A 26,374-nucleotide genomic window follows, 5' to 3' on the forward strand; every position below is an offset into this window, starting at 1 on the left:
ATCCCTTGCGACTTAAGAATACGTTGCAATTCTTTAAGTGTATGCTCTAAATCATCTGCCAAATGGATGACGTTCGAAGCAAGCACTACATCAAAAGAGTCATCAGCCAATTCTGCTAAATGATTGATATCCAGATAGTCGCAGTGCAAATTAAAACGCGCTTGCTCTTGTAGTTTTTTACCTTGATTTAGGAAAAATGAAGAAACATCCGTGTAGTAATAATCAAGCTGCGCATAGCCATTAAGCACATCCATCAACGTTTCTGTTGTTGCACCTACCCCCGCACCTAACTCCAGAATCTTTACGGGTTGCGAGCTGTTCTTAAGATACTCGACAACATGTCGTGCGATGTATTGATTACACGTTTTTGACTCAGGACTTTGGGCATAAAGAGCAAACAATAATTTCAGACCATCTTCTGAAAAAACGATTTCTGCGGGCGCCTTATTTCCCTCAAGAATCAGCTGGTAGTTCATATAACAAAGATAAGCCAAACGATAATACGCTTCATAAGCAGAGTGTTGTTGGCAACAACGTTCTAGCATTTGAGGCAATGATTCGGTCGTGGCTGAAACTTCAGGTAATCCGTTTAAATAGGTAACCAGTCTGCTGTACTTAAGCACAACATTGTTGCGCAAAATGTGCTTTTTCCGCAAATCAGATACCAAACAATAAACGAATTGGTTCACACCTTCTAATCCTGCTTTAATGGGCAGAACTGATAGAGTCTGTGGACTTTGGGGCACACTTTTATTTTGAATTGCAAACTGGACATACGGGCTATTTAAACCAAGTTGCATCGCCTCAAACGCTTGTTGTGTCGTCAAAGGAATAAAACCTAAATCACGTGCTCGTTCGAGGTAAAAGGAATTCGTGACTGCCCCAACCTCTTGCCAAATGCTCCAATTGATAATTTTAATTGGTAATGCGGTTTCTTGTTCCAAGCGCAGGCAATAGGCATCAAGAGCATTACTCGCTGCAGCATAATTAGCTTGCCCTGCAAGACAGGCGCTGCTTTGCATGGAAGAAAAAATCACTGCTGCGTTAATTTGGGTTTGTTGATGCAACTGATAAATAAAATAAGCACTAAATAATTTGGCATGAATGACCTGACTAAACTGTTGCCAAGTCATGGAATCAACAGTACTGTCATGCAATTGCATGACCAAATTAAATACCGCATGAATGGTGGGATGTTTCACCTGCAGGTACTTAATGAGTAAAGCGCATTCTGCTTCACGAGTCACATCCGTTTGAATAAATTCAATTCCCTCACCATAAGCATGTAAAAATTGCCGACCTTCTTCACTTAAAGAACTACGTCCTACAAGAATAACTTTAGCGTGATACGAGTCAATCAAAAACTGCGCCAAACGACGGCCAATACCGCCCATACCCCCAAGAATCAAATATGTCCCTTGGGTTATGAGAAAATCGTTCTCTTCACAATCAGGAGCTAGCTCCAAAGAAGATACCCAGTACTGTCCTTTTCGATAGTTAATTGTTTGATGAGGTCCGGAATAAACCATTCCCAGCATCGATCGCTCCACAGGTGTATCAATTATCAAATGATTCAAGTGCCAATGGGGCATTTCTTTAGCTAAGGAGCCTAATAAACCGCTGACCATTGCCACCTGCGGATGATGGGCTTTAGCAGTATAAGAATACCAGTCAATAGTAATTTTTTTTGTAAACAAGTTGGAACTTAAGGTCGTTTTCAATAGAGCAAATAAAGGTTGAAGTAGACTGAGAAGATCCTGGTTGAAAAAATTAAGCTCTAAATTAAAATCAGGGTACTGAGGATAAATAATAAAGTGATCTATCTCAGGATGTGCCCCTAAAAATAACTGGAACTCATCGGGATTAAAGTTATTCAAGTTATAACTTAAAACCTTATTATTTTGTTTGAGGTGGGAGCTAATCGGTTTTAATGTTTCGGTACAACATTCAGAATGAATGATAACAATATTTTGGTTATGTAAGGGTTGATGGGTTATTTCCGTAGGCATTTCTTTGTTCACATACACCAATTGGTTTTCTTGAGTTTTAAACCAGATTTTTTTACGGAGAAACGGATAAGTCGGTGTACCATGTACTGGCATCATTTCATTCGGGTTTGCATCAGAGCTAAATACAGCCTCCCCCCTCAGATAAGCATGTGCTATGGAGTGATAATCATCGCTAATTTGAGGCGCTGCCGATGAATCGAGCCAATTCTGCATCTGCTGAATTAATTGTTGTTGATTATGCCATTGGAAAAGTACTCGATAGCGATGATGAGTCCGTCTTTTTTGCAAGGTAAAACAGAAACTTTGCGGTTCAAAATGAGGGTTTTCTTGCAACCAGGTAATGTAATTTTTCACCAATACTTGTAGGCTTGTTTCATTAGCTGCAGAAAGAGGAAGTAACGGTACAAAAGATCCTGCAGGAGCGTGTTGAATTAGAGGACCTTGTTCTAAAACAACATGTGCATTAACCCCGCCAAAACCAAAAGAACTTACAGCCGCACAATGAGGAATTAATGCACCATTTATTTGTTTTTGTTGCCATGTATGAGTTTCTCGACTGATCGACAATCCCGATTGCTGCAAGGTAAGATACGGATTAATTTCCGATAAATTCGCTTGTCCTGGAATCATTTGATGTTGAAACATCAGCAAAATTTTTATTAGTCCAGCCAATCCTGAAGCAGGTTCTAGATGGCCAATATTGCCTTTGACTGAACCGACTTCGATCGCTACATTTTTATCGGCAACAAAATTTTTCAAACCTTCCAACTCAATAGGATCACCTAAAGGCGTTCCTGTACCATGAGCTTCAATATAACTAATGCGTTCTATATCAATAGAATTATAAATATGTTCATACAGTTTTTGTTGCGCTGTTGAGCTTGGTGATGTGAGTGTATTGGCTTTACCTGTATGATTGACTCCACTGCCAAGAATTTTGGCATAAATCGTATTGTTTTGTGCCTGTGCGCGCGTTTGTTTCTGAAGAATAATTACAATAATGCCTTCACCCCTAATGTATCCATCGGCATGTTTATCAAATGGCTTGCAGATTTTCGTCGCCGACAGCATTCCTGACTGAGTGAATGCATTAAAAAATTCATCATCAAGTAACAAATTAACACCACATACAATTGCTTGCTCAATCTCTCCTTGCTTGATGGCTTTTACAGCGCGATCTAAAGCATACAAACTACTGGAACAGGCAGTATCCACTGCTTCACTGGGGCCACTTAAATCAAAATAATGAGATATGCGATTCGCCAGTAAACTATGTACAGTTGCCACTGGAATGTAAGGATTATTCACTTGGTGTCGTGTTAATAACTTCGCATAATCAAACGTTGACGCTCCCACATAAACACCCGTCGCGGATCCTTTCAAGTGTAATGGATTGATGCCTCCCATTTCTAAAGCATGCCATACCTCTTGCAATAATAATCGTTGCTGAGGATCCATCACCATGGATTCAATCGGCGAAAGATTAAAAAAAGCAGCATCGAATGCATCAACATTTTCAATAAATGTTCCGGCATGTTGTTGCATATAGTGCAAGCGATTCACAGGAGTTTGGCTAAAAACATGGTGTTGATTCATTAACAATTGCCAAAAATCATTTAAACTCTTACATCCTGGCAATAGCGCGCTGTATCCAATAATGACCGGTACATCCTCGTGAACCGCAGGATGCTGGATTAAAGGTTTTACCTCTTCAGATTGGACCATCGTCACGACAGAAGGTTTGGTTTGTGGCTCATAATTGCTAATAAACTCAGCAACGGTTTTATAACCAAAAAAAGTAGCAGGTGTAATTGCCAAAGCATAGGCATCGTTCAAATGATTGGCCAACTCAGTAAATAAAATTGAGTTGAAACCTAGATCTCCAAAAGAGGCTGTTAGCTCAAAATGCCCCTCAAGCTCCAATACTTTTTTAATTGTGTTCACCACAAAAAGTTTAAATTCCATACTCACTTCAGACCTTTCTTGTTTCGTCGATGTCGAATGATTTAATTGCTGTAGAATGATTTCCTGCTCTCCTTGATGCGCAATAACTTGCGGCCAGGATAAAGCGGATAATGTTTCAAAAATGTGACATCCAGTCGCATTGCTAATTGATTGCATGCCCCACTCTTTTTGCATGCGTGCTAATACTGAATCACTAACCTGCATGCCTCCGTGTTCCCAAAAAGGCAAATTAATACTGTAAGTAAATCCAGAACACGTTCCTTTGATTCGCAATGATTCGCGTAAAACGGCAAAACCATCTAAAAATCCATTAGCAGCTGCATAAATGGACTGCCCAATATTCGCGAGTATCGATGAGTAGGAAGACAACAAAAGAAAATAATCCAGACCATAGGCCCTTGTCGCTTTATCTAAATTCAAGGTACCTATTACTTTTGCGGTCAATGCTGTTTCAATTGCTGCCGGAGATTGATTGATAACTAGACTATCTTGCTGCACACCCGCGGCTTGAATACAGCCATTCAATACGCCCCCATGCTCTAAAGCAAAGTGAGTGATGCAGGTGTGTAATGTTTCATAATCACTGAGATCAACTTGTTTGTAATTGATGTTGTGTTGTTGTAACCAGTGATTGTGTTCGATGGATGGATTACGTCGTCCCAGAAGTAAAATGCGGGCTTGATATTGATGCGCCAAGTATTGGGCAATAATTTGGGGGATCGCACCAAGTCCCCCCGCAATAACGTATACCCCATTTTGTTTAAATAACAAACGCGCTTGGCTCTGCTCTGGAGTGACCGCATGATAATATTGAGTGTGAAAAACACCTTCCCGGTTTATTTTAACCCACGTAGGCAATTGGCTCTGGGCGACCCGTGGCAAGAGTTGCGGACTCAATTCCCAAGGCAACAGGACCACACTGTAACGTAACTCAGGAAACTCACATTGTGCTGTACGTAAATAGGCATGGATTGCCTGGGCGTACACAGCAGTTTCTCCAGCATCATCAAAACACAAAATCAACTGTAATTTTTTTCTTGTTTGCACAGCATGCTGTAAATTCTGTAACAAGCTCATGAATTGCTGTGTATTTTGTAATTGATTTACCTGCATTATCGAACATACTGAATCAGTGCTTGGACTATCGGTGACCTGCAACCATTCAAGTGTTCTTCCAGCTTCCTTATCACAATCAATGCGCTGCCAGAATGGCTTAAAATAATGGATTGGTTTTTGGCTCGCTGATTTAGTTTCAGGCTCTAGGGCTGAGAGATTTCTGGATTCCGCGGTCAAGCCGCGGAACGTTGGCAATTCGTTATGTGTAACTGAGCGCTTTTCTGATGACTCTATGTTTTGCGGAATAATTTGCTGTTTGTGAATAGGAAGCATGCAAAAACCAATAATATGGCTTACCAAACGACACTGTTCATCAAAAATAGAAATGTCATAGCGTGGAGAGTATGCACGTAAGGATTTGTCTTCCACCACAACATAAATTTTAGTGGTCCAGTGATGAACTAAATTCAGCACCTCAATCTTTTGAGGAATATATACTTGATCTTCAGGCAATTCCCCTTGCAAAACCGAAACACATTGCAAAACACTATCAAATAAGCGGGGATCCAAAGTAGGATCTTCACGAGATTCTGCGAGTGTTAATGCAGCAATCGCTTTATTTTTATCCTGATTAACACGAATGGTGCGTACACATTGAAATACTTCACCATGATACCAATTGTTACGGCGAAATTGGGCATACATTGCCGCCGTTGATACATCGTGAGTGCACTCAACAGCAAGCGCAGCATATTCCTTGAATGCAGTCACCTCATCTAAAGAATGATAAGTACTGCTTGAATGCAATAGTACACCTGTTAATTCACAAAGAGTGTGGGTATCTTCCGCTTTAAAACGAATCATGAGTGACATTGCATCCGCTTCATGGTCTGCAAAGATGGGATTAAGCCACTTTATTTCACGAATGCTAATCTGTGACGTATTTTCTATATTGCGTACATAGGCTTGATAACAAAAATAAATATGCGCCACGCCGGGCAATATTGGACGTTGATGCAATCGATGCTGTTCAAAGTAATAGGCGCTCGTTTGCAGCGTTAAGGGATATTCTTGAATTGCTACAGAACAATTGCGAGGAGCGCTCCAATGGGCTTGTTTTTTAAAAGTATGGTGTTGCGTGCACGCTTCAGGAATAATAGGATAATCTTGTACAATAATGTGTGCATTAGAGCCACCTGCACCAAAAGAACTGAGTGCACTATAACGTGCCCCCCTACTCTGTACCCACGGAGTATTTTTTTCTGGGATAATCAACTGGGTCTTTTCAAAATGACAATGCTCATTCAACGGCCAAGCATTAACTCCAGCAAAGATTTCCTCATGTTGATACTGCAATAATATTCGTACTAAACCCGCCAAACCAGCACATGCTTCACTATGACCAATGTTACTTTTCACCGACCCCAGAAACGCTTTATTTTGATAAACGTCACTCAATGCTTTAATTTCTATAGGATCACCTAAAACGGTGCCTGTACCATGTGCCTCAATATAATTGATTTGCCAAGAATTAATTCCTGCTTTTTGCAACGCGGTAAGGATAACCTGTTTTTGGGCTTCAGGATTTGGCACGGTATACCCATGCATTTTACCACCTGAATTGAGTGCGCTGCCTTTGATGACTCCATAAATTTTATTACCTTCGGCAACCGCCACCCCTAGTTTTTTAATACATAACGCGACGACTCCTTCTGCATACACAAATCCATCTGCATTTTGCGAAAAGGTGGCGTTGATGTTTTGGGCTGAAAGCATGTGCAAATCAGAAAGTTCTACCATTTGTCGTGGATGCACAATTAAATTGACTCCACCCACTACGGCCATCGTCGATTCATTCGTTAACACACTTTGACTCGCTAAATGAAGTGCGGATAATGAAGATGAACATGCTGTATCCACCGCCATACTTGGACCATGCAAATTAAAACTGTATGAAATTCGGTTTGCTGCAGACCAGTAAGCGCACGCAGAATTGGCATGTTTTTGGGTCGTCCAATCTTCATTTAACCAAGAGTAATAGGCACCACTTATGCCGACAAATACTGAGATTTTATTGTCGGAGGCAATCGGAAAAGCCTTCGCATCCTCAAGTGCAAAATAGGCATTTTGCAACAGCAAACGTTCTTGAGGATCGATAAACGCCGCCTCTCGTGGAGAGAGTTTAAAAAAAGCTTCATCAAAGCAAGCGATATCATTTAAAAAACTGCCTCTCTCCGCATAAGATTTACCTTGCCTTCCTCTTTGTGCATCAAAAAATGAGTCATGCGCCCATCGTGATTTAGGTATAGGTGCAAATGCTGTTTTTCCTTGTTGCAGCATAGAAATAAAATCATCAGAACCTGTATGCGGAAGCTGATAGCTTAGCCCCACAATAGCAATATCGGTGTCCTGATTATAATGGTTTAAATCAAAATGGACTTCATCAGGAATTTCGGTGCATTCATTAGTAGTGAATCGTTTTACCAGTGCATCTACCGTGTCTACTGCAAACAATTCAGCAATACCGAGTTCAGGATATTTAGGTTTTAATTTTTGATATAAATCACTCAAACTTAATGAGTCAAAACCAAGATCCGACAATCGATCTTCTAATTGAATTGTTGCCCTATCCAAATAAAGTGTTTGCGCTAATTGCTCAAGGATCCATTGTTGGCTTGTTTTTGAATGAACTTGGATGCATTGTTTTGGCACGCCACCTCCGACAGATACTTTAGCCAGAGGCATCTTCAAAATGGGCTGTTTTTTCTGATGTTGATGATTTACTTTGGCATCAATAACAATTTGTTCTGCAGTAGAGAAATTTAAACAAGAACATTGATACTCAATATCGGTTAAATTCATCTCCTGCAATACCGATATCCATTGTTCCGCACTCAGTAATGGTGAATTCATTTGACGTAGATGTTGGTCTTTCGCATTCCACCATCCATCAAATAAACCAAAAATAGCAGTGGTATAATTCGTCTTTTCCACTAACTCATTCAATAATAAATGGCCATTATCAGCCAAGCATTCACTCAAACTCTTCAGTGAATTTAAAATATCACTCGTGGCGTGAATCGCATTGGTTGCAATCACCACATCAAAAGCGTGATAAAATTCATGCTGAGAATCCATGTGTTCCATATCAAATATTCGGAACTCCATGGAGTGTTCATACTCCGAAAAATGACGCCTTGCTTTATTAACCAGTGCAGAAGAAATATCGGTGAAATAGTAAGTGAATGATTGATCGTGTAGCGCTGCTAAAATAGCTCGTGTTGATGAACCACTACCCGCACCTACCTCAAGAATTTTTAGTGTTTTTTGGGATGATCGGCAGTAATTTCTTAGTTTCCTTGCCACCATCTGATTAGCATGATCAGCAACCGCATGATGTTCGTAAAAGCCTTGTACTAATTCCGTATTTCCCTGCGGAAAAATAACTTGGTGTGGCAATAGAGTACTAGATAATAATTCAGGATATTGATCACACACTGCGGCAAATAATTTAAGCCGGGAGGAATAATTTCCTTCTTTTAATTCATCTTCATAACTGCTTTTTATCGCCTCAAGTTGTTTGTTCTCTTGAGCTATAAAAATAAAATCATCTTCCATGCGAACAAACTGTAGCTTCTGCCAGATATTAAATAATTCACGTACCAATAATTGAAAGTGTTTTTGGAACGGTGCAAAAAACATGGCCGCGCTAAGACCATGCATGGGGAATGATTGGTTGATGCGCAACAAAAGACTTAATGCTACAAACTCTTCTAAGATTTTATTTTTATTGACCGTAACAGTGCTTATAAAATCGTTCGGTTTCGTACGGCCAGTAATTAATGCAAATGGAGTTTGCGTATCAATTTGCTGCTCAAAAAGCTCCATCAACTCAGCAAACGATAAAGGAGCCAAATCATTACTCGCCATATACTTGGAATAATCAGCTGATGTTGCTAACCCAATACCTTCGATTACGCCCAATGCGGTAACAAAGCAGGAAAGGCTTTCTTGTTGTGCTATTAAATAATTTTTTAATGCCGCTTCAAAACTGTAGATTGTAGCCCCTAAATTGGGAACATAAGCTTGGATGGAAGTAAAAACATACAGATTTTTGGCGAACTGAGACAACTCTTGCGCGACCAACCAACTGTTGCGTTGAATCACATCCTTCAAAGTATCGGATAATGAATGTTCACTTTGCTTAACCCACCATTCATCGTGACGCGCCACCGCCAAATGGAAAATACCGGAAATTTTCTCGGAAGCGGCGATCTCTTTTAAGCAGGTTAAAAGAGCCTCATTTTCGTCAGGATCACAGCAATGATAAATCATTTTACTTTGCTGTAATTGTACCTGTACGTGTTCATCTAATTGATGATAGGGTTTGCGCCCTACTATATGAACTTGTGCTGCATATTTTTCGTGGAGATAAGCACCAAGCTTTAAACCTACCCCACCGGCCCCGCCAACTAAAACATAGATTCCATTATATGCAAAAGCTTGATTTGCCACCTTAGAACATTGCAAAGCGACATGTTGGTACTGATAAAATCTGCCTTTAAAATCAGTTACCTTAATATGCAGAGGGTTGATTTCCAAGTTTACTGCGTTGACAAAATGCGTGATGAGCTGGACTTCTTGCGAGGAATAGTTTTCATCTAATTTTAAGTAAATAGTCCGTTGCTTTTTTAGCTGATTACTGCATTTAACTGAGAGTTGGCGAATTATTTCTAATACCCACTGAAGCGGATCTTTTTCTGGATAATCGATCGTAACCCAGAGATCATGTGCCAAAATATCCTGTAGCGAACACTCGGCCCAATGCGTAGTTTTAAGATTCGCGAACTCATGGTGATTCATGCATTTCAACGTGGTTTGCAACGTATAAAATTGCTTTTTATTCTCTCGCGAATCGTTCTTTGTTTTTTTAAAATAAGATTTCCGTTCAAAAGGCATTGTTCCTAAATAACGCTCAAAATCAATAACCATACCCATAAGCCATAATTGCAGTATGAATTCATCACTTAAGGTCACCACATCTTTGTCACTCACTATATCCAGATCGATGCAAATGCTCTGTCCTGTTTTAAGATGAAAAATACATTGATTGGGACTCTTGTTTTGCGAATCCTGAGTAAACCTTAACAGCGGTTTATAATAAGCACTTAATAAAGTAAAAGCCTTGGCTTCGGCCACTGAAGTTATTCGTTCGCTTAATCTGCTTTTAAAAATCTCGATAGATGCCGAATCAAGCTGTAACAGTAATTTGAGCTCCTCAGGTAAGAGCAGTTGATATTCAAGCAACGCAATAAGTTCAACAACAGAAGGAGAAAAACGGCGAAGCAATTCTTTTTTAACCGTACTTAATTGCCATTTGTTAATAACACATACCCTTGCCCATAAAAGGATAACAATCAATTGATATTGGAGAAACTTTTTATCCTCATGCATCGACATATTTTGAATTTGCTGTAGGTCTTGTTGTTCAAACAAAACGATTAACTCTGCAGGAAGTAGCTTTTGTAAAAATCCTTTAAATGTATATTGATGTTGGTAAAGCGCCATACTTTCAACAACAAGTTGCTTCACTTGGGGCGGTTCGATTACTAAACCATGAATAAGTTTCAGCACATAATCATCTAAATTAGTTAGGGCAGGATAGGATTCGCCATTTAATATTAAATGAGTTTGCGTTTTTTGATTGGCTTTGATTGCCAGAGAAACCCCACGGCTATAAGCTTCGATACAACGTATGTCGGATAAAAAATCATGAATGAGATGGATCCAGTATTCTGGCAACGGTTCCGAACAAGCAGACTGCAGATAAGGTCTTAATTGCACTGAACTTGTTGGTACACAGGTCCCAGGAAGAACGGTAAAGTCATTCTTCATGGACACCCAATCAATGTGCTGCTCATGCTCATTGAGCCATCCTGCTTGACGAAAAGGAACACTATGGTCCTGGGTATAAATCGAGTTTAAGGCTAAATGATACTTTTGCTCTTGCAGAACATAATCTTCAAAACGTGCCACCAAGGATTCCAAATCCTCTTTAGTTCTTGCGCTCAACAACACCGGTAATTTACACGGTTCATTTGTATGAATCGGGACACGTTCAGGGACTCTTTGCAAAATGGCATGTGCATTCGTACCCCCAAATCCAAAAGAACTTACTGCAATTTGCGAATGATTATAAGCAACAGATTCCGTATTGATTTTTAAAGTTTCAGGCAATAAAACATTCGCAGTCTCTGAAAGTACATGAGGAGGAATTTGCCGATTCTTTAAAATCAGCAAACACTTAGCAACACCGAGTAGCCCGGCACCAGCTTCCATATGACCTACATTGGCTTTAATGGAACCAATATGGCAACCCGGATAATTATGACTTAACGCTTCAAGCTCAATAGGATCCCCAAGATTAGTTCCCGTTCCATGAGCTTCAATGTAGGCCACATCCAGATAGGCACATTGTTTTTGGGCCAAACGGATTAGTTTAGATTGGGCAGTAGCACTCGGAGCGGTCATCGTGCTGGTAGTTCCATTGTGATTGCAACTAATCCCCGTAACTGCCGCTAAAACCGGAAGATTTAAGGCGTCCGCCTTTGCTTTTGAGGTAACCAGCAAAGTGACCATTCCTTCCAAAGGCAAATACCCATCGGCTTGCATAGAAAAGGTATGGCACCAACCACTTCGCGACAGCATACCTGCTTTTTTGAAGCTCTGATGCCGCAAAGCACTATCAATATAATTAACGCCAACTACCAAAGCAAAATCATTTTGACCTCGTCGAATACTGTCACACGCGTCTTTTAAGGCAACCAAGGAACTCGCACAAGCCGCATTAATACTTTTACTTTCTCCCGTAAAGTTAAAGCAGTACGAAACTCGATTCGCAACACTCGCTTCACAATTATTTAAAAACAAACGACTGTCGCTGTCGCATGCATTCATTGCATACGAATGCAGATGATCCACGGACATTACTCCGGCATAAACGCCGGTTATTGCTTGCTGTAGCTCATGGCGTGTTATGCCGGTATTTTCCAGACAAGTATGTACGCCATGCAACGCTAATTTTTGTTGGGGATCGATATGAGCAATATCTTTGACACTCAGACCAAATAATTCTGGTTCAAAAAAACTCCAATCAGTAAACAAATTGGCATGACTCGTCTCACCCTCACTACGCCACATTCGTGAAGGATCTACTGAATACCTTGCTTTTTGGCCCGCAATTAAAAATTGCCACAAGGCTTCCTCAGTTTCTATCTGTGGAAGCCTTAAACTTAAACCGATGAGTACGGGTGCAGTATCCTCAAGATGTGAATTCTTTTGAGGTATTGGGAATAATTCCTGTTCCATTTGGTTCATCTAACCTTTCTGATGAATGTGCAAAAAAGGAGGGAATATAATCCGTTTTAAACCCCTGCTGGTATGTCTTTAAATGAGTGATGAATTGTTTGTCCTTAAGCAAATTCATAGCAGCTTTTACAAACATTTGGGCAATGTAATAGCGCCCTTCATTCGTATTTTTATCAATTTTTAATTGAAAAGGATTAAATTGATTAAAGGGTGGTAATGCTTTTAATATGCCTGGATCCAGCTGCAAATCAGTACTTGTATTCAGTCCAAGTGAACAAATAGCATATCGCAAATAGACATAGGCTTTCGTTATTTGATAACAAGCGTCATCCAGAGGGGTAACCCGTCCTTTAGCATAGGCAATACGCAAAAAAGTTTCTTCCATCGTATTCAAACGCAAGAAATTCGCAACGGTTGCCAAGTCAAAAAGTGGACTTCCTATGCGTGCAAACTCCCAATCAATTAATGAAAATTGATTTCCTTCTGTTTGGAATAATATATTCCAAGGATTCATGTCATAGTGACACAGACTGGTTTTTGGATTTAGATTAAGTAAGTGGTCTAAGTCATTAAACAGAGATAAAACCAAAGAGAAATCATCGAATCTCGAATCTGTTTCTACAAGCTTTTGAACCGTTGCTTTTAATTGCAGAAATTTATCGCTTTCCTGGCTTAATGTCTTAACGGGTACTTTGATTGCATGCAATGCACTGATTACTGAACTCAGTGAAGCTAACCTATCCAATGATTTATCCAATGGCCACTTCGGATCATTGGAAACAAATTCAAAGACAGCTACTTTTTGTGCCAAATTAAAATAAACCATTTTGGGACCAATACCTGAATTTGAAGCAGCTTGTGCTGCGTATAACTCTACCCATCCCTGAACACTGCCTTCTTCTAATATTTTTATTACATAGTTTTGGTTATACGCTTCCAATAGGAAGTTCTGGCAAAAAGGCGATAAACCACCGCCCAGTGGTTTTAAAGAACCTGTTTTCCAAGGCAGAACAGACTGTAATGTGGGCTTTAGACGCGTTGCAATTCCTTTAGAATTACTCATTTCTTCCACTGTATTCTCAGCGATCAATCCTTTAGGTTTTACTACCTGGTCATCTATAAATAATCGCCAACTTCTGCATACTAGGCGTAACGTCTGTAGTTCCTCTTTGCGCAGATATTGTAAAATTCCTCCCATAATAAAATAAGGAATTTTTAGCTCCCCAAGACTAAAATCTTTTGCCGGTTTAGTTACATTCCCTAATAGCTTGGTATTGAGTTGCTGCTTAAATTGATAATCATTTACCGTTTGCATCGCTTGCTTTATCAGCATCACGCTAATATAAAACTTACCTTCGTCACTGCTTTTATCAATCGCCCCATCACTCGGTTGATACTCGTTAAACGCTGGAATTGAGGCAATATCAATGTGATTAACTTTCATGGGGTCACTAATATTTGCCGCGAAACTCATTGCAAATCGCAATAAAGCAATTTGTTGCATGTACATATAATGCAAATGTTCTTCTGGGGAGGGTTTACGTCCTAAATAATGAGTTAAAAGAGAATCAGCTGCAGCCGGCTTTAAACGTAAAGTGGCAACCACAATTGCCAAGTCCAAGAATGGATCAAGCAATCCTGCGCATTCCCAATCAATAAAATAGAAATCGTCAGGGGTCGCTAACAGATTATTAGGATTCATATCGTTGTGACAATAATGAGTTTGTTTCACTAAACCAGTTAAATAATCAAGTTGCATCAGCGCAAATTGTTGCAAGAAGAAAACAGGCGAGGCTTTAATGTAACTGTCTAAAGTGATTCGACGCTCAGTGATTAGGGTTGATTTTTCAATTTCCGCGCGTCTTGGTAACCGGGGTCCGGAATGAATCACTGCAAATTTTTTTGCAATAAGCTTTAATTGTTCATCATCCAGCCGCCCAGTAATCGAAGGATTATTTTCTACATAGCGCATGATGACTACACCCGCAGAAAAATCAAAATATTCTACTTCGGGCGCTATTTTTTTCTGGGCGAAAAAAATAGATGCGAATACTTCACGAGCTCGTCCTTCCTTATGTCTTATATGCCGCAACACATACCGTTCGTCACCAACCTGCACGAGATAACTATTTGCCCAAGGAGAAAATCCGCCGCTTAATCGTTTTATGGTAATAGGAGATTTTGGAGTTACGGGTAAAATGGCTTGAATATGAGGAAGTAATTCCGAAACATCCTTTGAATCCGCTTCAATGCATAATTCAGAACCTTCATGAGCTAACACCTGTCTCCAGCCTCGATTGACTTTACTTAATCTCTTCTTATCGACTGTGGGTAAGCGACTAACTATGTTTTGAATTGCACTTAAGGGTAAAGAACTATTAAAAAATTTCATGAAATTAAATAAAAGACTGAGAGCAATGCCGGAATATTAATTAAATAAGTGACATAAATCAAACAAATAACCAACTCGAATATATTTTTGTTTTTCTGGCAATAACTTTGAATTGTTGGGTCAAAATGCCCCAACTGCTACCATTTTAGAACGTGTTCAATTTTGTAGCTCTTATTGCTTATAAGGCGACAAAAAAGGCGTAACAAATCTTACCTCACTTTCTTCTCCAGTAATTAATTTCCCGCTCTCAATACATTCAATCGTAGATATGGAGCTCGGGATTTTATGATCAAAAAATGTAGCAGTCTTTCCTCGAAAGCAGGTTCCTTTAACTGAAAAAATAGGCAATGTTTCTTGAGTATGTACCAGAGCGCCATGTTTTTGGAATATTAAACGCGACTCATCGGTAGTAAAAGGGATGACTAAATGAAATTTTAGATTCATCAATTGATTATTTTGAACCATAATTTTGTTGTTATAATCCATTAAAAAATGAAAAAAGAAATTTCCTGAGTAACTTGCATCATCTATTATGACCAGATGCTGTAAGTCTGCCCCCGGGACGAAATGGACAAGATCGGTCATTTTGACAATCTCTTTGGGCGCAATAGCAAGATATTTTTCTGCTAATTTAGTAACCCAAAGATTACTTTTATCTGTTCTGCCATCGATGACCAACACGTAATTTCTATCAAACTCGGGAAGAGATAAAAGGAATTCATTGAATTTTCTTATGGTATTTTTTAATCCAAACAAAAAGTGATGATAAGAAATATGCTGTATCGAATCGATAACCTTTCTTGCGACTTCTCTGTCCTGTTCGCTATGTTGCTCTATCCAAGCTTCTGTCTGTTCAATCTGAAGAGGATTAAAAACTGGTTCTTGAACAGGCTTTAGCAAAAGTGGATGCTCAAAGGGAGGCATCGTTGGGGGTATCTGTTTTTTTTGTTGGTTTAAACGCCATTGCCGTTGAATGAGTGTCGCCGCATGATATCGCCTATCCTGTGTCTGTATTAAACGGTTCAGAAATCTCACCTCATGAACGGCCATTTGATCAATGGGGGCCTCGCCGAGATTATTTTTTTTGAAGAAATCCCCGCCTCCTAAATAGAACCGAGTCACTATTATGGGATGAACCACATGCCGTCTTACATATTCATGCAAGAATGTATTACCTTGTTGATCGATGTGCTGATTAACATCTGCTCCTAACTTGAGCAGCAAACTCAATTCTCTGAATGGAGGATGGGTTTGACCTTCGTTTATTAAAAACATTTTTTGCAGGGGAGTTACTTCCTTAGCAAAATGAATTTTGCATTGTTTATTAATTCGTTCTGGAATAGTTGATTCTTGAATCAACATATGGAGAGACTTATCATTTTCGTCGGTAACGTAGTTAAGAACATTTTCAAAATCAAGACCAATTAATAAAAATGTTAATTCTTCGACATTCCCTTCTTCTATTGCTTTTAGTATCTTTTTATGAATAGAAATTTCACTTAACTTCTTCACTCTAACGTTCTTTTATTTTCATAACATCTGGACTATTAAAGCAAAAATTATAGGCAATATAAAGCACAAATAATAATTCTAGCATTACTATTTCATCAGATTGTTGGGTCAAAATAAGGCAGCCTACTTGCGGATACTTTTATGCCAACAAATTACCTTTTTATGTCGATTTCCGCTCAAATAGAACATTATATGACACCGCCCGCGCTACCTAAATCACTAAAGAGATATTTGAACGTGAAGAGTCCCAAATAAAAGCAAACCCGTAAGGAGCAAAGCGGATTATGAGATTATTCCCATCAATTTAAAGATATTGATAAACAATTATTACTATGCTAGCCCCTTTAAAAAGGATAGAATGTGGCCTGTTTAAGTTTTGTGTACATGGACAATGACTTCTATACTTAAATCCGAAAATATTGCTCTATCTCGTCAAGGATTGAGTCAAAATATTAGCGTAAGGCTCACTCTTTCGATTATTTTTGTTTCTTTAGTTTTACGTGTCTTATGCATTGGTTCGCACAATGTATTCGTTGAAGAAGCTTATTATTGGAATTATTCGCAACATCTAGATTTTGGTTATCTAGACCATCCCCCTATGGTCGCTTTGTTAATAAAACTCGCTACCCTGATTTTTGGTACTAATGAATTTAGTATTCGTATTCCCGCATTGTTGTGTTGGGGAGGGGCTGCATTCTTCAGTTTCAAATTAACAGAATTAATTCATCGAGGTTCTGGCCTGAATGCAGTTCTCATATTATCACTCATGCCCTTTTATTTTATACAATCCACTCTAACTACCCCAGATCAACCTGTTTTGCTTTGTTGGTCCGCTGCACTCTATTATTTCTATCGCATTTTTCTGTTCGACGAATCTAAATCCTGGTACAAAGCAGGCGTGTGGCTTGGTCTTGGAATGTTATCCAAATATACCATCGTATTACTTGGCCCTTCGGTACTTCTTTATCTAATCACAGTGCCTTCAGCACGATATTGGTTTACCCGGAAAGAGCCCTATCTTTGCGTATTAATAGCCGCTCTTATTTTTACTCCAGTAATTTATTGGAACTTTATGCACGATTGGGCTTCATTTGCATTTCAAAGCGTGCGTCGATTTAAGTCAGTTAATCGTTTTTCCTTCCATCATTTTATCGGCTTAATCTTCTTATTTTTACTGCCTGCGGGAGTCATGGGGCTTTATCTTTTATTAGATAAAAAATCGACGAATATAGTGAGCATTGAAGTCAAAGCCAAACGGTTTCTACAGATATTTACCTTGTTCCCTTTGATCTTTTTTGGCATCTATAGTCTTAATCATCTCATTAAATTAGATTGGATAGGTCCAGGCCTTATAGCGATTGTTCCTTGGCTTGCAATCCTCACATCTAAAAATAATACGTCTTACAAATTATGGCATATAGGCGCAGTTTTCTTATTATTTTGTTATATTTGCGTCATGGTAATGATCACTCTTAGTCCCTCCCAAAAAGCATCGCAACTATTCTTCCAAAAAATGATTTCGTGGGAAAATCTTACCGAGCAATTCCATGATATAGCAAAAAATGTGAGCCATGTACGAAATACGGATCCCATCCTAGTTCCCCTAGATGTGTATAACATAGGAAGTGAACTTGCATTTTATCAAGCAAAGTTATTCGAACATGGAACAATTCAAGACGTTTACCCCATTGTTGGGAGACATATTTTTAATATGGACAGTTTAATGTATCGATATTGGTCAAACTCGATATCACTTGCTGGAAAGACGCTCATCTTAATTTCTACAAATCTTAATGATTTTGATATACCGACGATTAATGCTAAAGCAGTGGTTTTAGAGCCTCCTCAGAAACTATGGTCTTATAGTCAGGGAAGCAAGAAACCTGTATCTCCTTACTATTATGAACTCGTACAAATGAGATAGTTGTTGTTCCTAATGGCCTTTCAAGTCATGTCATCCTGGTGTAACGAAGGATATCCTTCTCTACGCTCTGGATGACGTAGTCGTGAATAAGACAGATTACATGTTTGCTTTAATCGGACTGTGGTAACTCATCAAATCGTTGTAAATCGGCCCCTTTATCCTCCCAAGACGCACGACTTCCATAGAAGATATGAGCTGTTGGCTCTAAGCACACACCATCATCTAAAGAGCCTGCCGGTAAAACCACGTACCCTCTCTCATCTTGTCGAGGAAGGGGACTCCCGCACGTTTTACAAAACATGCGTTCCTTTCTCGTGTTGTTTAACTTGAAATAACTGAGATTATTCTCTCCCCTCTCCCAGGATAATTGAGCCTTTTCAAAAAACACATTCGCACCATGTATTGTCCCAGTTTCTTTCCGACATCGACTGCAATGACATAAGTACATGACCTTTGGTTTTTGCCCTGTAATACTATATCGGCATGCACCGCATAAGCATTCACCTGTATATCGATTCATTAAAACACTCCTGATATTTTGTAGAGTAATTTAAAGCATTATTAGCAACTATTGCGCCTATCTTCTCGCCCATTTTTGCATCTATTATGGATTTAATTAAGTACAATTCATTCACATAATTTCAATTTAAAAAAAAAAGCACTATGCTGGCTTTTTACTTAATAATTCATTAATCAACATGATGCTATAATGACCAACAAGTACAAACTTTGCGGAAAAAATTATGTTGTCCAAAATTATCTATGTCAAGCAAGCCCACCGACAAGTAAGCTCCAGTTTTAAACATGCTTTTAAGCTGAAAAAAGCAGCGGCAATTATCATTGGTACTGGAGTTGGTACGGGAGTAATACTTTACAACTTGGACTCTAAAGATCAACAACGATTCAAAGATGCTGAAAAACTCTATCGAGCAGACAAAGATCACTTAACGAAAAATGTTGAAACCCAATTTGCCTCAGCGCAAGAATTATTAACTTATGCCGAACAATTACCAATCGGAACAATTCCTCATCCAGGAAAAGAGGCTTATACGCCGAGTCGATCTCAAGAATTAGTCGTTCAAGGATTTACAGGTGGTCTTCTGACTTTGTTCCAACACCCAAAACAACACCAAAAATTGGTAGAAGCCTGCGGGATCGCATTAGAACATCATTTAGAATGCGTCACCGAGAAAGGTCGCAAATATTTCTCGGATTTGGAACTTACCGAAGTCGCTTTAAACTTGCCTAAAGAACAGCTCGAGGAAAGAGCCAAGATGCAAGGAAAAACGTTGAATGAGTATACCTCGATGCTACTTGAGAGGCACCAACATGCTCAAGAGGGTGTTGAAGCCTGTAAGGCGTTCTATATTGATATGCAGCACCGCATAAGCATACATAAACATCTCGCCAAACTCTATCCCGACGCGAGAGCCGCTCTTGAAAAACTAGTAAGCATCGATCCCCAAGAACTATCCAAAATCACTCATCTATCACAAAAAGAATGTCGAAAAATAATTGACGCAGGAATTGGTTCTGCAATGTATGGTCTAGGATTAATCTCGGGTCAAACTGTAGCTGGCTTAAATGGGCAAATTATAAAAGATGAACATTTAGATTCGATTGTAGATATTGCTGAGAAATTGGGCACTCATTGTATGCGTCTTATCTCACTCGCTGAGTCCCTAAAGAAAGAGGGTTTGACTAGCGATGAACGTGCCAAAATAATACACAAAATTAAAAAGGAATACCGAAATAATATTGATGCTATGCGAAACGATGAATTAGCATTAGTAAAACACTCTTATTATGACAGCGAATATTCACAGGCTTTAGCTCATACCTTGGCCTTTGTTCAAGGGCCAGGGCATCTTTTTAGCAATATGGATAGAGCGCGTGTATTTGGTGGTGCAGTTCCTCTCTTCCCTGAAGATGTTCTTTCGTTACATCACCAATCACCTCATTGTATTCATAAAAATCACGGAGATGGACTATCTATCGTTGCGACACAGGGAATAAGAGAACTTCCTGGTATGTTACAGCGTATAAAAATTACTACTTGGCAAGGAGATCAACCCTGGTTAGTCCAGCCTAATGGAAGTTTTGATGGGAAAAAAGCGTTTATTAATGCTATGGATCGATGTTATACACCTTGCATCACCACCCCACGACCGAATGGTAGCTCAAATGATGAATAAGGGGCCTTTGTGTCAAAATCATTTAGAGCAATAGTACACATTTGATTTGAAATGAGTAACTAAAATGAATGAAGACAAAATTAAGGAGCAAAACGTATCTAAGCCAACGGAAATGATGATTTTAAAGCCACGTCAAGAGGTATGTGATCGGGTTATAGAGTACACCATAAAAATGTATGGACGTAATCTCCGATCACCAATAGAAGAATTGGCTGCAGTTCCCAATCGTTGGCTCAGCATCGCCTACCCCATCAGCAAAGCGGATACCAACTCACCTGAGGCGCGCGCTCGGATAATGGGTGGGCTGGCAATTGTTTGTTATTTAAATGATTTAAACGCCGAGCTGGATACGGAAGTTTGTTTTGATTTCAAACAAATGCTTAAATCGATTGACGATTACTTTGAAGTAACCCAGTGTGTGCCTTATATCGAAGAATTCCCTAATATACTTCAGCATCAGCCATTATTCTACGAACCTGGTATTAATCGTGACGTAGCTGTGTCACTGGTATATCCTCAAGAAGAACTGATTCAACGCATTGCAGCGTTGACAGGGCTAACCATGGAAGAAAATGTATTAAAACACATTGCTCAACCGGTACTGATGGATGGAAAAAAAGACCGCGTTACCATCGCTCAGAAATGCATGCATGATTATCAAAAACCAATAATCTATGAAATGATTGGTACTATGATTGCATTAACCCTGATGAATTCAGAGCAAAAATTCGAATTCCAATCCGCAGACACGTATGCAAAATGGGCCGAACAACTCATTGATATGGCCGCAGGAAGCCCTTCTGTAGATGTTGTGGTTAATGCGTCTAACAGGGTATTTTGGTTACCCGACCCCGCTGAATTTCGATAAAACTGCCACAATCTATCTAAACTTCAAACCCTCTGAGTGTGGTTCTTCTGTCCCATGTTCAAGCGCTTTACTAAGATCACGCTGACATCGCTCAAATGTCTCGAAGTGATGCCGGTTAAGCTTCGTTTTCGTCTCAGGAATAGTATGATTTTCAAGGAACCAAAAACAACGCGACTTACGGTATTCATCAGATGAATTATTTCGCATTTCTATGATTTTATCTTGTTCACACCTTGGAACAGCAAGTTTTTCTAAATTTTCTTTCAGTTTTTGACGTTGCTCTGATGCTATTTCTTGTTCAAAAGTATTCTTTTTTGCAGGGCCGATTTTACCAAACATATCCATTTACCTCATAAATATAATAGAGCTAGTCACAAATTTTCTATTTCAGTGGAAATTTTTTTCAATTTGGAACTTTTTTGAATAATACACTTTATTGTTCACTTTGCAAAGATTGAACGATTCATTTGGCCTGCTTCTTTTCTACAGGATAGAAAAATGGAGTACTTTTTGGCCGATACTCCATTTACTAAACATCACCTAATTATTCGTTATACTTATCTATTTTTAATATGGGGGCTCGATTTTAGGTACTAATTCAAATTGTTGATCAAATGCCTCTTGAAACTCTGTTGATAAATGACGAGCGTCACTTAAAACTTCTTTAGGTAACTGTTTAAAAAAGTTTATCTGATTGTCAAAAGCACCTTTATGTACCTGCGTATCCTCAAATAAATTTATTTTAAACGTTTTAGTAGGTATTTGAGCTACTCGTTGTAGGTCACGCTGAGGAGTATCTTGCTTCAAAATAACAGAATCAGCTAATTCGGTTTCAGTTAATGCGATTGCGTAAGGCCCGACAAAAAACGAGTCGCCATGGATTACATTACTCCCAATTTTCATCGTGTATCCAAATGGTATCTCAAAAGCAGCAAAATCAAATGCCCCATCAGGCCGTTCTACTCCAAGTATCAATGCACCACTGCACTCAGGGGACAACGGTGTAAAAACATGAGGAAATGGATGTGTTTCTACAAATAATCCACCACCACCTTTTCTTTTCATTACATAGTCTGGTATGTAATCTGCATCCCATTGATATTCAACCAAGTACAGGTTTTCTAATGACGGCTCATCCACAGCATCCAAAACAAATGATGTATCTAAAGGAATTAACTCGGCACCGTATTTAGCTAAAAACGCTGTGGGTACAGCACGAGCATTCATTTTGGGTATATTCACTACTTGAACATCGGATGGAATAACTAATACTCCTAAACTACCAAAAACACTCGCATCCGTACCACTTACTGCGCATTCCTGATTTTTATTTTTCCATGTTGCCTTAATAGTTAATTCTTGAGGAGAAGCTATTTGAATCACACATCCTACATTAGGTATATCATATTCATCAATTCCAGTTGCTTCCATCATGTTTATTTCTGTGCCTGCTTTGAGAATGGCATGGGCTTTTACTGCTTTCATTAATGGTTTGCTGCCAGGTGTATCAGGATTGCGTCGATCCACCATAGTAGCTTGCAAGCTATGTAAATGCTTGCTCGTAACCTCAGTAGATAATTTGCTTTTCATACACATAGTACAAGTACAAATATCAGCATGCGTTACAGGAGTAGTTACATCAGATGCAAAAGGTTTCTCAAAGAGTTCTTTCATAATTTTTAATTCTCATGTTGCGGCTTAAAAGACTAAGATCGTAAGATATAAAATTAAACAATTTGCAACATTATATCTCATTGCGATTAACGAATTATTAAATAAAAGACAATGAGAACAAAATATAGGCATAACATGGGTATTAAAAATGAAGGAATCGCATGATTAATCGCAAAACTATCAATTAAGGTGCACAACACGAGGGATCAATGTTCCTTTTTATTCATTAGACAGAGAAAAAACGGATTATATATGCGCTTGATGAGCAATATTAACTATATAAACTCAAAATTTGTTAATTCTGAAGAAAACATTTGCATTTGAGTCAATATTTAGATTAATCTGGAGGAGACTCATAAGGAAAAGGAGATCATCATGGGTAGAAAAGCTACAAATGCTCGTCTAGCAAATGGAAATAGTAAAGCAAAAAAAACTTACTCAAATCAGGAGGCGCCACTTTTCTTTAATCAAAAACCAATACCCACCTCATCAGAAATACAAGAAACACAAAATACACAGGAAATACAGCAACCCGTTCAAGAAATAAGTCTACAAACCACCACCGATTTTTTGTTGGCTGGTATTTTACAAGAATTAAAAACCCAAAACATGATTGAGCTAATGAAATTAAAAGCGCAACAAGAACAAGAGCAAGAGGAGTTGCAAACAGCTGAAAAATTGAAAGAGCATGATAACGATCGGTTCAATGAAATCCGAACGTCGATGTATAGTTGATTTAATAGTTACATTCTTCCTAATCAATTAATGCAGTGCAAAGGAGCATCTCTCTGGATCCCGCGGATAACCCCGCGAACAAGTCGTGGGGCGGGATCTATAAAGGAAACAAACTGTCCCAGGACCTAGACTCTGATTGCTCAAGGCATTAAGAAAAATTCAAACAACGTAGATAGGACGAATTAACAAATTCATCTTTTCTGCCTACGTAGGAAACACGCCGACACATAGGCAATAGGGATAAATTATCCCCTCCTTGTATAAAACATGGTAACTTGGAGGTCTTACAAATAGGAGCTTAAGATGTATGCAAAATTAACTAATCCTACCTCAAAAATCCAAACCTTCTTTAAATTAGGCGCTGTGAACCAACAAATGCCATGTAGAAAAGCGGATGAGCTGGAGAAGATGCAGGGCTTACTCAATAGTCAAAGAATTAAACTCATATTTGGTAACTATGGAGTAGAACTTATGTTTCAAGAAGATAGTGTTCGTATATCCAATCTCAATTCTAATGGTGTCATGCGAACCTGTGCCATTGTTCATTTTTCTTTACCCGTTCCACCCTGGTTGCAAGATACTCATAAGAAAATTTACAAAGGGAGCACTATTGGTCAAACGATTAAAGACGATGGATTTGAATTAACCAAAGAGGATACTTATTTTGGAGTTATCGAACTACCTAAGATTGCACAAGAGAAAATGAAAACAGATGAAGAGTCAGCCGCTGTCAATATATATCAATTAGCCGTTAAAAATCCTAAAACCTCTGAATCAAGTATTTATTGTTCGATTACTGAGATTCATAGTCCTTTATACTTAACTCTTGGTGATTTACAGCAATTATCTCTTGAAGGAACAAAACAATATACTGTGATAACAGAGCCAGTACAAAAACATCTCAACAATCTAAACAGCCTGGACGAATTGCTTGTCAAATCCAAAAATATAATTCAGTAACGTCATCGTACTCAGAAAGTGTTGGTTGCATTCAATGCAACCTATCGATTTTTGATCTTATTGCGTTAAGCTAAATGACTTATCTCTTGAAGCAATATGCAATATTGAATCATTATCCTCATTTTTAACAAAACTGAGTTCATAGTCTGCAACAAATTTCGCAACAGCCGCTTTAAATAACACTTCTGTAACCGCAAAAGCTGGACAATTGCGTTGACCTACCGAAAAAGGAACGAATGGAAATTGACCGAGGGTATGATTATTTTTGTTATCTGATTCAATGCCTTCTTTAAGGTGCTGTTTAGGCTGCAAAAAACGTTTAGGATCAAACTCATCAGGATGAGTCCAATATTGCTCCCCTTTTGCTAAAGCATGTAAATCAAAGATAATCATGGTATTAGGAGGGATGTTCATTGATTCCGATGAATACCCGTTTTGAGTATATCGCGGCACTGCAATAGGAGCATCAAACCGCACTGACTCCTTATAAAAAGCATCCAATATGGGTAGCGATTTCAGAGCTTTAATGTCTAATTCTCCGAATGTCAAATGAGCGCCATCAATTTCATCACGAAGCATCTCAAGTAGGCTGGGATCGGACGCCATCTGCTCGAGGCACAATACAATTGCATCCGTTAAATTATCTGCCGCTTTAAGGATCATCGGGAGCGATTGAACTACGGGATTTTCAAAATATCGTCTAATCTCATGAACAGGCAAAGATTTTAAAGCATCTGAATATTCAGTCGCTGATAGCTCTGGGTTTTCATCTTTAAACAAACTCACTATAGAAGCAGCGATTAAATTAGCATTCCCAGGATCCTCTGAATGGAGTTCTGAGACAACTTTGTCGAACTCTTGCTCTAAAATTCCCTTTGAAAAAGCGCGATAAGCATCCCGTTTTTTTCTTAAGCTCGGCATAAAATTAAGCAACTCAGGAAAAGGGAATGCGCCCCAACGTTTTACATCGTTTCTATAAGACTCCATCATGTTATAAGTATCTTCTGGTAATTGCTGGATACCCAACATATTTTCGACCATAACGGCACGCACAATACCGCACACCGAATGACGGATTTTAATATCCGCATCAGGAATTATGCTTTTTTCTATTTCTGTGCTAAGAGGATTGGCAAGTCGAGATGGGGTAAGAAATCGAGATAGATTTTTTCTTGATGCCAGTGCATCATGTCCAATATCTGAAATAATAAAAAAATCATTACCGGAAAAAAACTTAAACGAAGCATGTCCTTTTCGACTTGACTGTTCTTTATCAAATTGATTAATTAATTCAACAAGCTGCGATTGAGACTTTGGCGTAATCACTGCATAGTGTCCTCCCAAATATCCCAAACTGGCAACACTGTATCCTCCTTTGCTGCTTCGTGCTTCAGAGGTCAACGTATGGATCATCTTTTTCGGATCACGAATAAAATCTCTGGTGCGACCAATTCCAAATTGCTCTGCTTGATGCAAAATATTCGCTACAGCTTCATAAGCTTGGTTGGAGTAATATCGAATACTTAAGCCTATTGAATTTTCAAATAACTCACCAAACATACATAACCCCAAGCAAAATATAAGTCAAATTGAACCATCTTAATTCATTTGGAAAGTATTGCCAACATTATTTGTCTATTGTTAATGCAGTATTTGCATCACTTCTTTCGAAACTCAATTCTCATATTAATTTTTAGTCTCAAAAGAAATCGATAC

The 26,374-nt window shown here is 38.8% G+C and carries 12 protein-coding genes (1 of these 12 cut by a window edge); 5 read left to right on the top strand and 7 right to left on the bottom strand.

Annotated features, from left to right (window positions below):
• The 3 genes from ACWTEW_RS15690 to ACWTEW_RS15700 form a co-directional block, all read right to left on the bottom strand.
• On the bottom strand, positions 1–12,407 hold the 5' portion of the coding sequence (locus ACWTEW_RS15690; protein WP_454782598.1) for an SDR family NAD(P)-dependent oxidoreductase. Its footprint begins 592 nt before the window's first position; the window shows 12,407 of its 12,999 coding nt (coding positions 1–12,407); its start codon is at positions 12,405–12,407; its stop codon lies beyond the left edge, outside the window.
• The gene (locus ACWTEW_RS15695) at positions 12,352–14,790 is read right to left on the bottom strand and encodes a phosphotransferase (RefSeq protein WP_454782599.1); all 2,439 of its coding nucleotides are present in this window, start codon (positions 14,788–14,790) and stop codon (positions 12,352–12,354) included. Before ACWTEW_RS15695 ends, ACWTEW_RS15690 begins: the two co-directional genes overlap by 56 nt.
• A gap of 171 nt (positions 14,791–14,961) precedes the next feature.
• Positions 14,962–16,302, bottom strand: coding sequence for a phosphoribosyltransferase-like protein (locus ACWTEW_RS15700; protein ID WP_454782600.1), 1,341 nt, complete (start codon positions 16,300–16,302; stop codon positions 14,962–14,964).
• A gap of 391 nt (positions 16,303–16,693) precedes the next feature.
• Here ACWTEW_RS15700 and ACWTEW_RS15705 point away from each other — a divergent pair, with 391 nt between their 5' ends.
• Positions 16,694–18,226, top strand: coding sequence for a glycosyltransferase family 39 protein (locus tag ACWTEW_RS15705; protein ID WP_454782601.1), 1,533 nt, complete (start codon positions 16,694–16,696; stop codon positions 18,224–18,226).
• Between the two features lie 109 nt (positions 18,227–18,335).
• On the opposite strand, the gene ACWTEW_RS15710 is transcribed toward ACWTEW_RS15705, so the two are convergent.
• Positions 18,336–18,746, bottom strand: a complete 411-nt coding sequence (locus tag ACWTEW_RS15710; RefSeq protein WP_454782602.1) for a GFA family protein — start codon at positions 18,744–18,746, stop codon at positions 18,336–18,338.
• 223 nt (positions 18,747–18,969) lie between these two features.
• Here ACWTEW_RS15710 and ACWTEW_RS15715 point away from each other — a divergent pair, with 223 nt between their 5' ends.
• Complete coding sequence (locus ACWTEW_RS15715; protein WP_454782603.1) at positions 18,970–20,421, top strand: hypothetical protein; 1,452 nt, start codon at positions 18,970–18,972, stop codon at positions 20,419–20,421.
• A 64-nt stretch (positions 20,422–20,485) separates the two neighbouring features.
• Positions 20,486–21,289 (top strand): hypothetical protein, encoded by an 804-nt coding sequence (locus ACWTEW_RS15720; RefSeq protein WP_454782604.1) that lies wholly within the window; start codon positions 20,486–20,488, stop codon positions 21,287–21,289.
• A 12-nt stretch (positions 21,290–21,301) separates the two neighbouring features.
• Here the strand turns inward: ACWTEW_RS15720 and ACWTEW_RS15725 are convergent, their stop codons facing one another.
• Together ACWTEW_RS15725 and ACWTEW_RS15730 are read right to left on the bottom strand one after the other, a co-directional pair.
• Positions 21,302–21,628 carry a hypothetical protein gene (locus ACWTEW_RS15725; RefSeq protein WP_454782605.1) on the bottom strand — a complete coding sequence of 109 codons (327 nt, stop codon included), beginning with the start codon at positions 21,626–21,628 and terminating at the stop codon, positions 21,302–21,304.
• Between the two features lie 228 nt (positions 21,629–21,856).
• Positions 21,857–22,963 carry a hypothetical protein gene (locus ACWTEW_RS15730; protein WP_454782606.1) on the bottom strand — a complete coding sequence of 369 codons (1,107 nt, stop codon included), beginning with the start codon at positions 22,961–22,963 and terminating at the stop codon, positions 21,857–21,859.
• A gap of 375 nt (positions 22,964–23,338) precedes the next feature.
• On the opposite strand from ACWTEW_RS15730, the gene ACWTEW_RS15735 reads away from it, so the two are divergent.
• Entirely contained in the window at positions 23,339–23,698 is a 360-nt protein-coding gene (locus ACWTEW_RS15735; protein ID WP_454782607.1) for a hypothetical protein, read from the top strand.
• 303 nt (positions 23,699–24,001) lie between these two features.
• Positions 24,002–24,658 (top strand): hypothetical protein, encoded by a 657-nt coding sequence (locus ACWTEW_RS15740; protein ID WP_454782608.1) that lies wholly within the window; start codon positions 24,002–24,004, stop codon positions 24,656–24,658.
• Between the two features lie 57 nt (positions 24,659–24,715).
• Here ACWTEW_RS15740 and ACWTEW_RS15745 read toward each other — a convergent pair whose 3' ends face one another.
• On the bottom strand, positions 24,716–26,218 hold the full coding sequence (locus tag ACWTEW_RS15745; RefSeq protein WP_454782609.1) for a cytochrome P450: 1,503 nt from the start codon (positions 26,216–26,218) through the stop codon (positions 24,716–24,718).
• Positions 26,219–26,374: the final 156 nt, after the last annotated feature.

The organism is Legionella stuttgartensis (assembly GCF_977063405.2).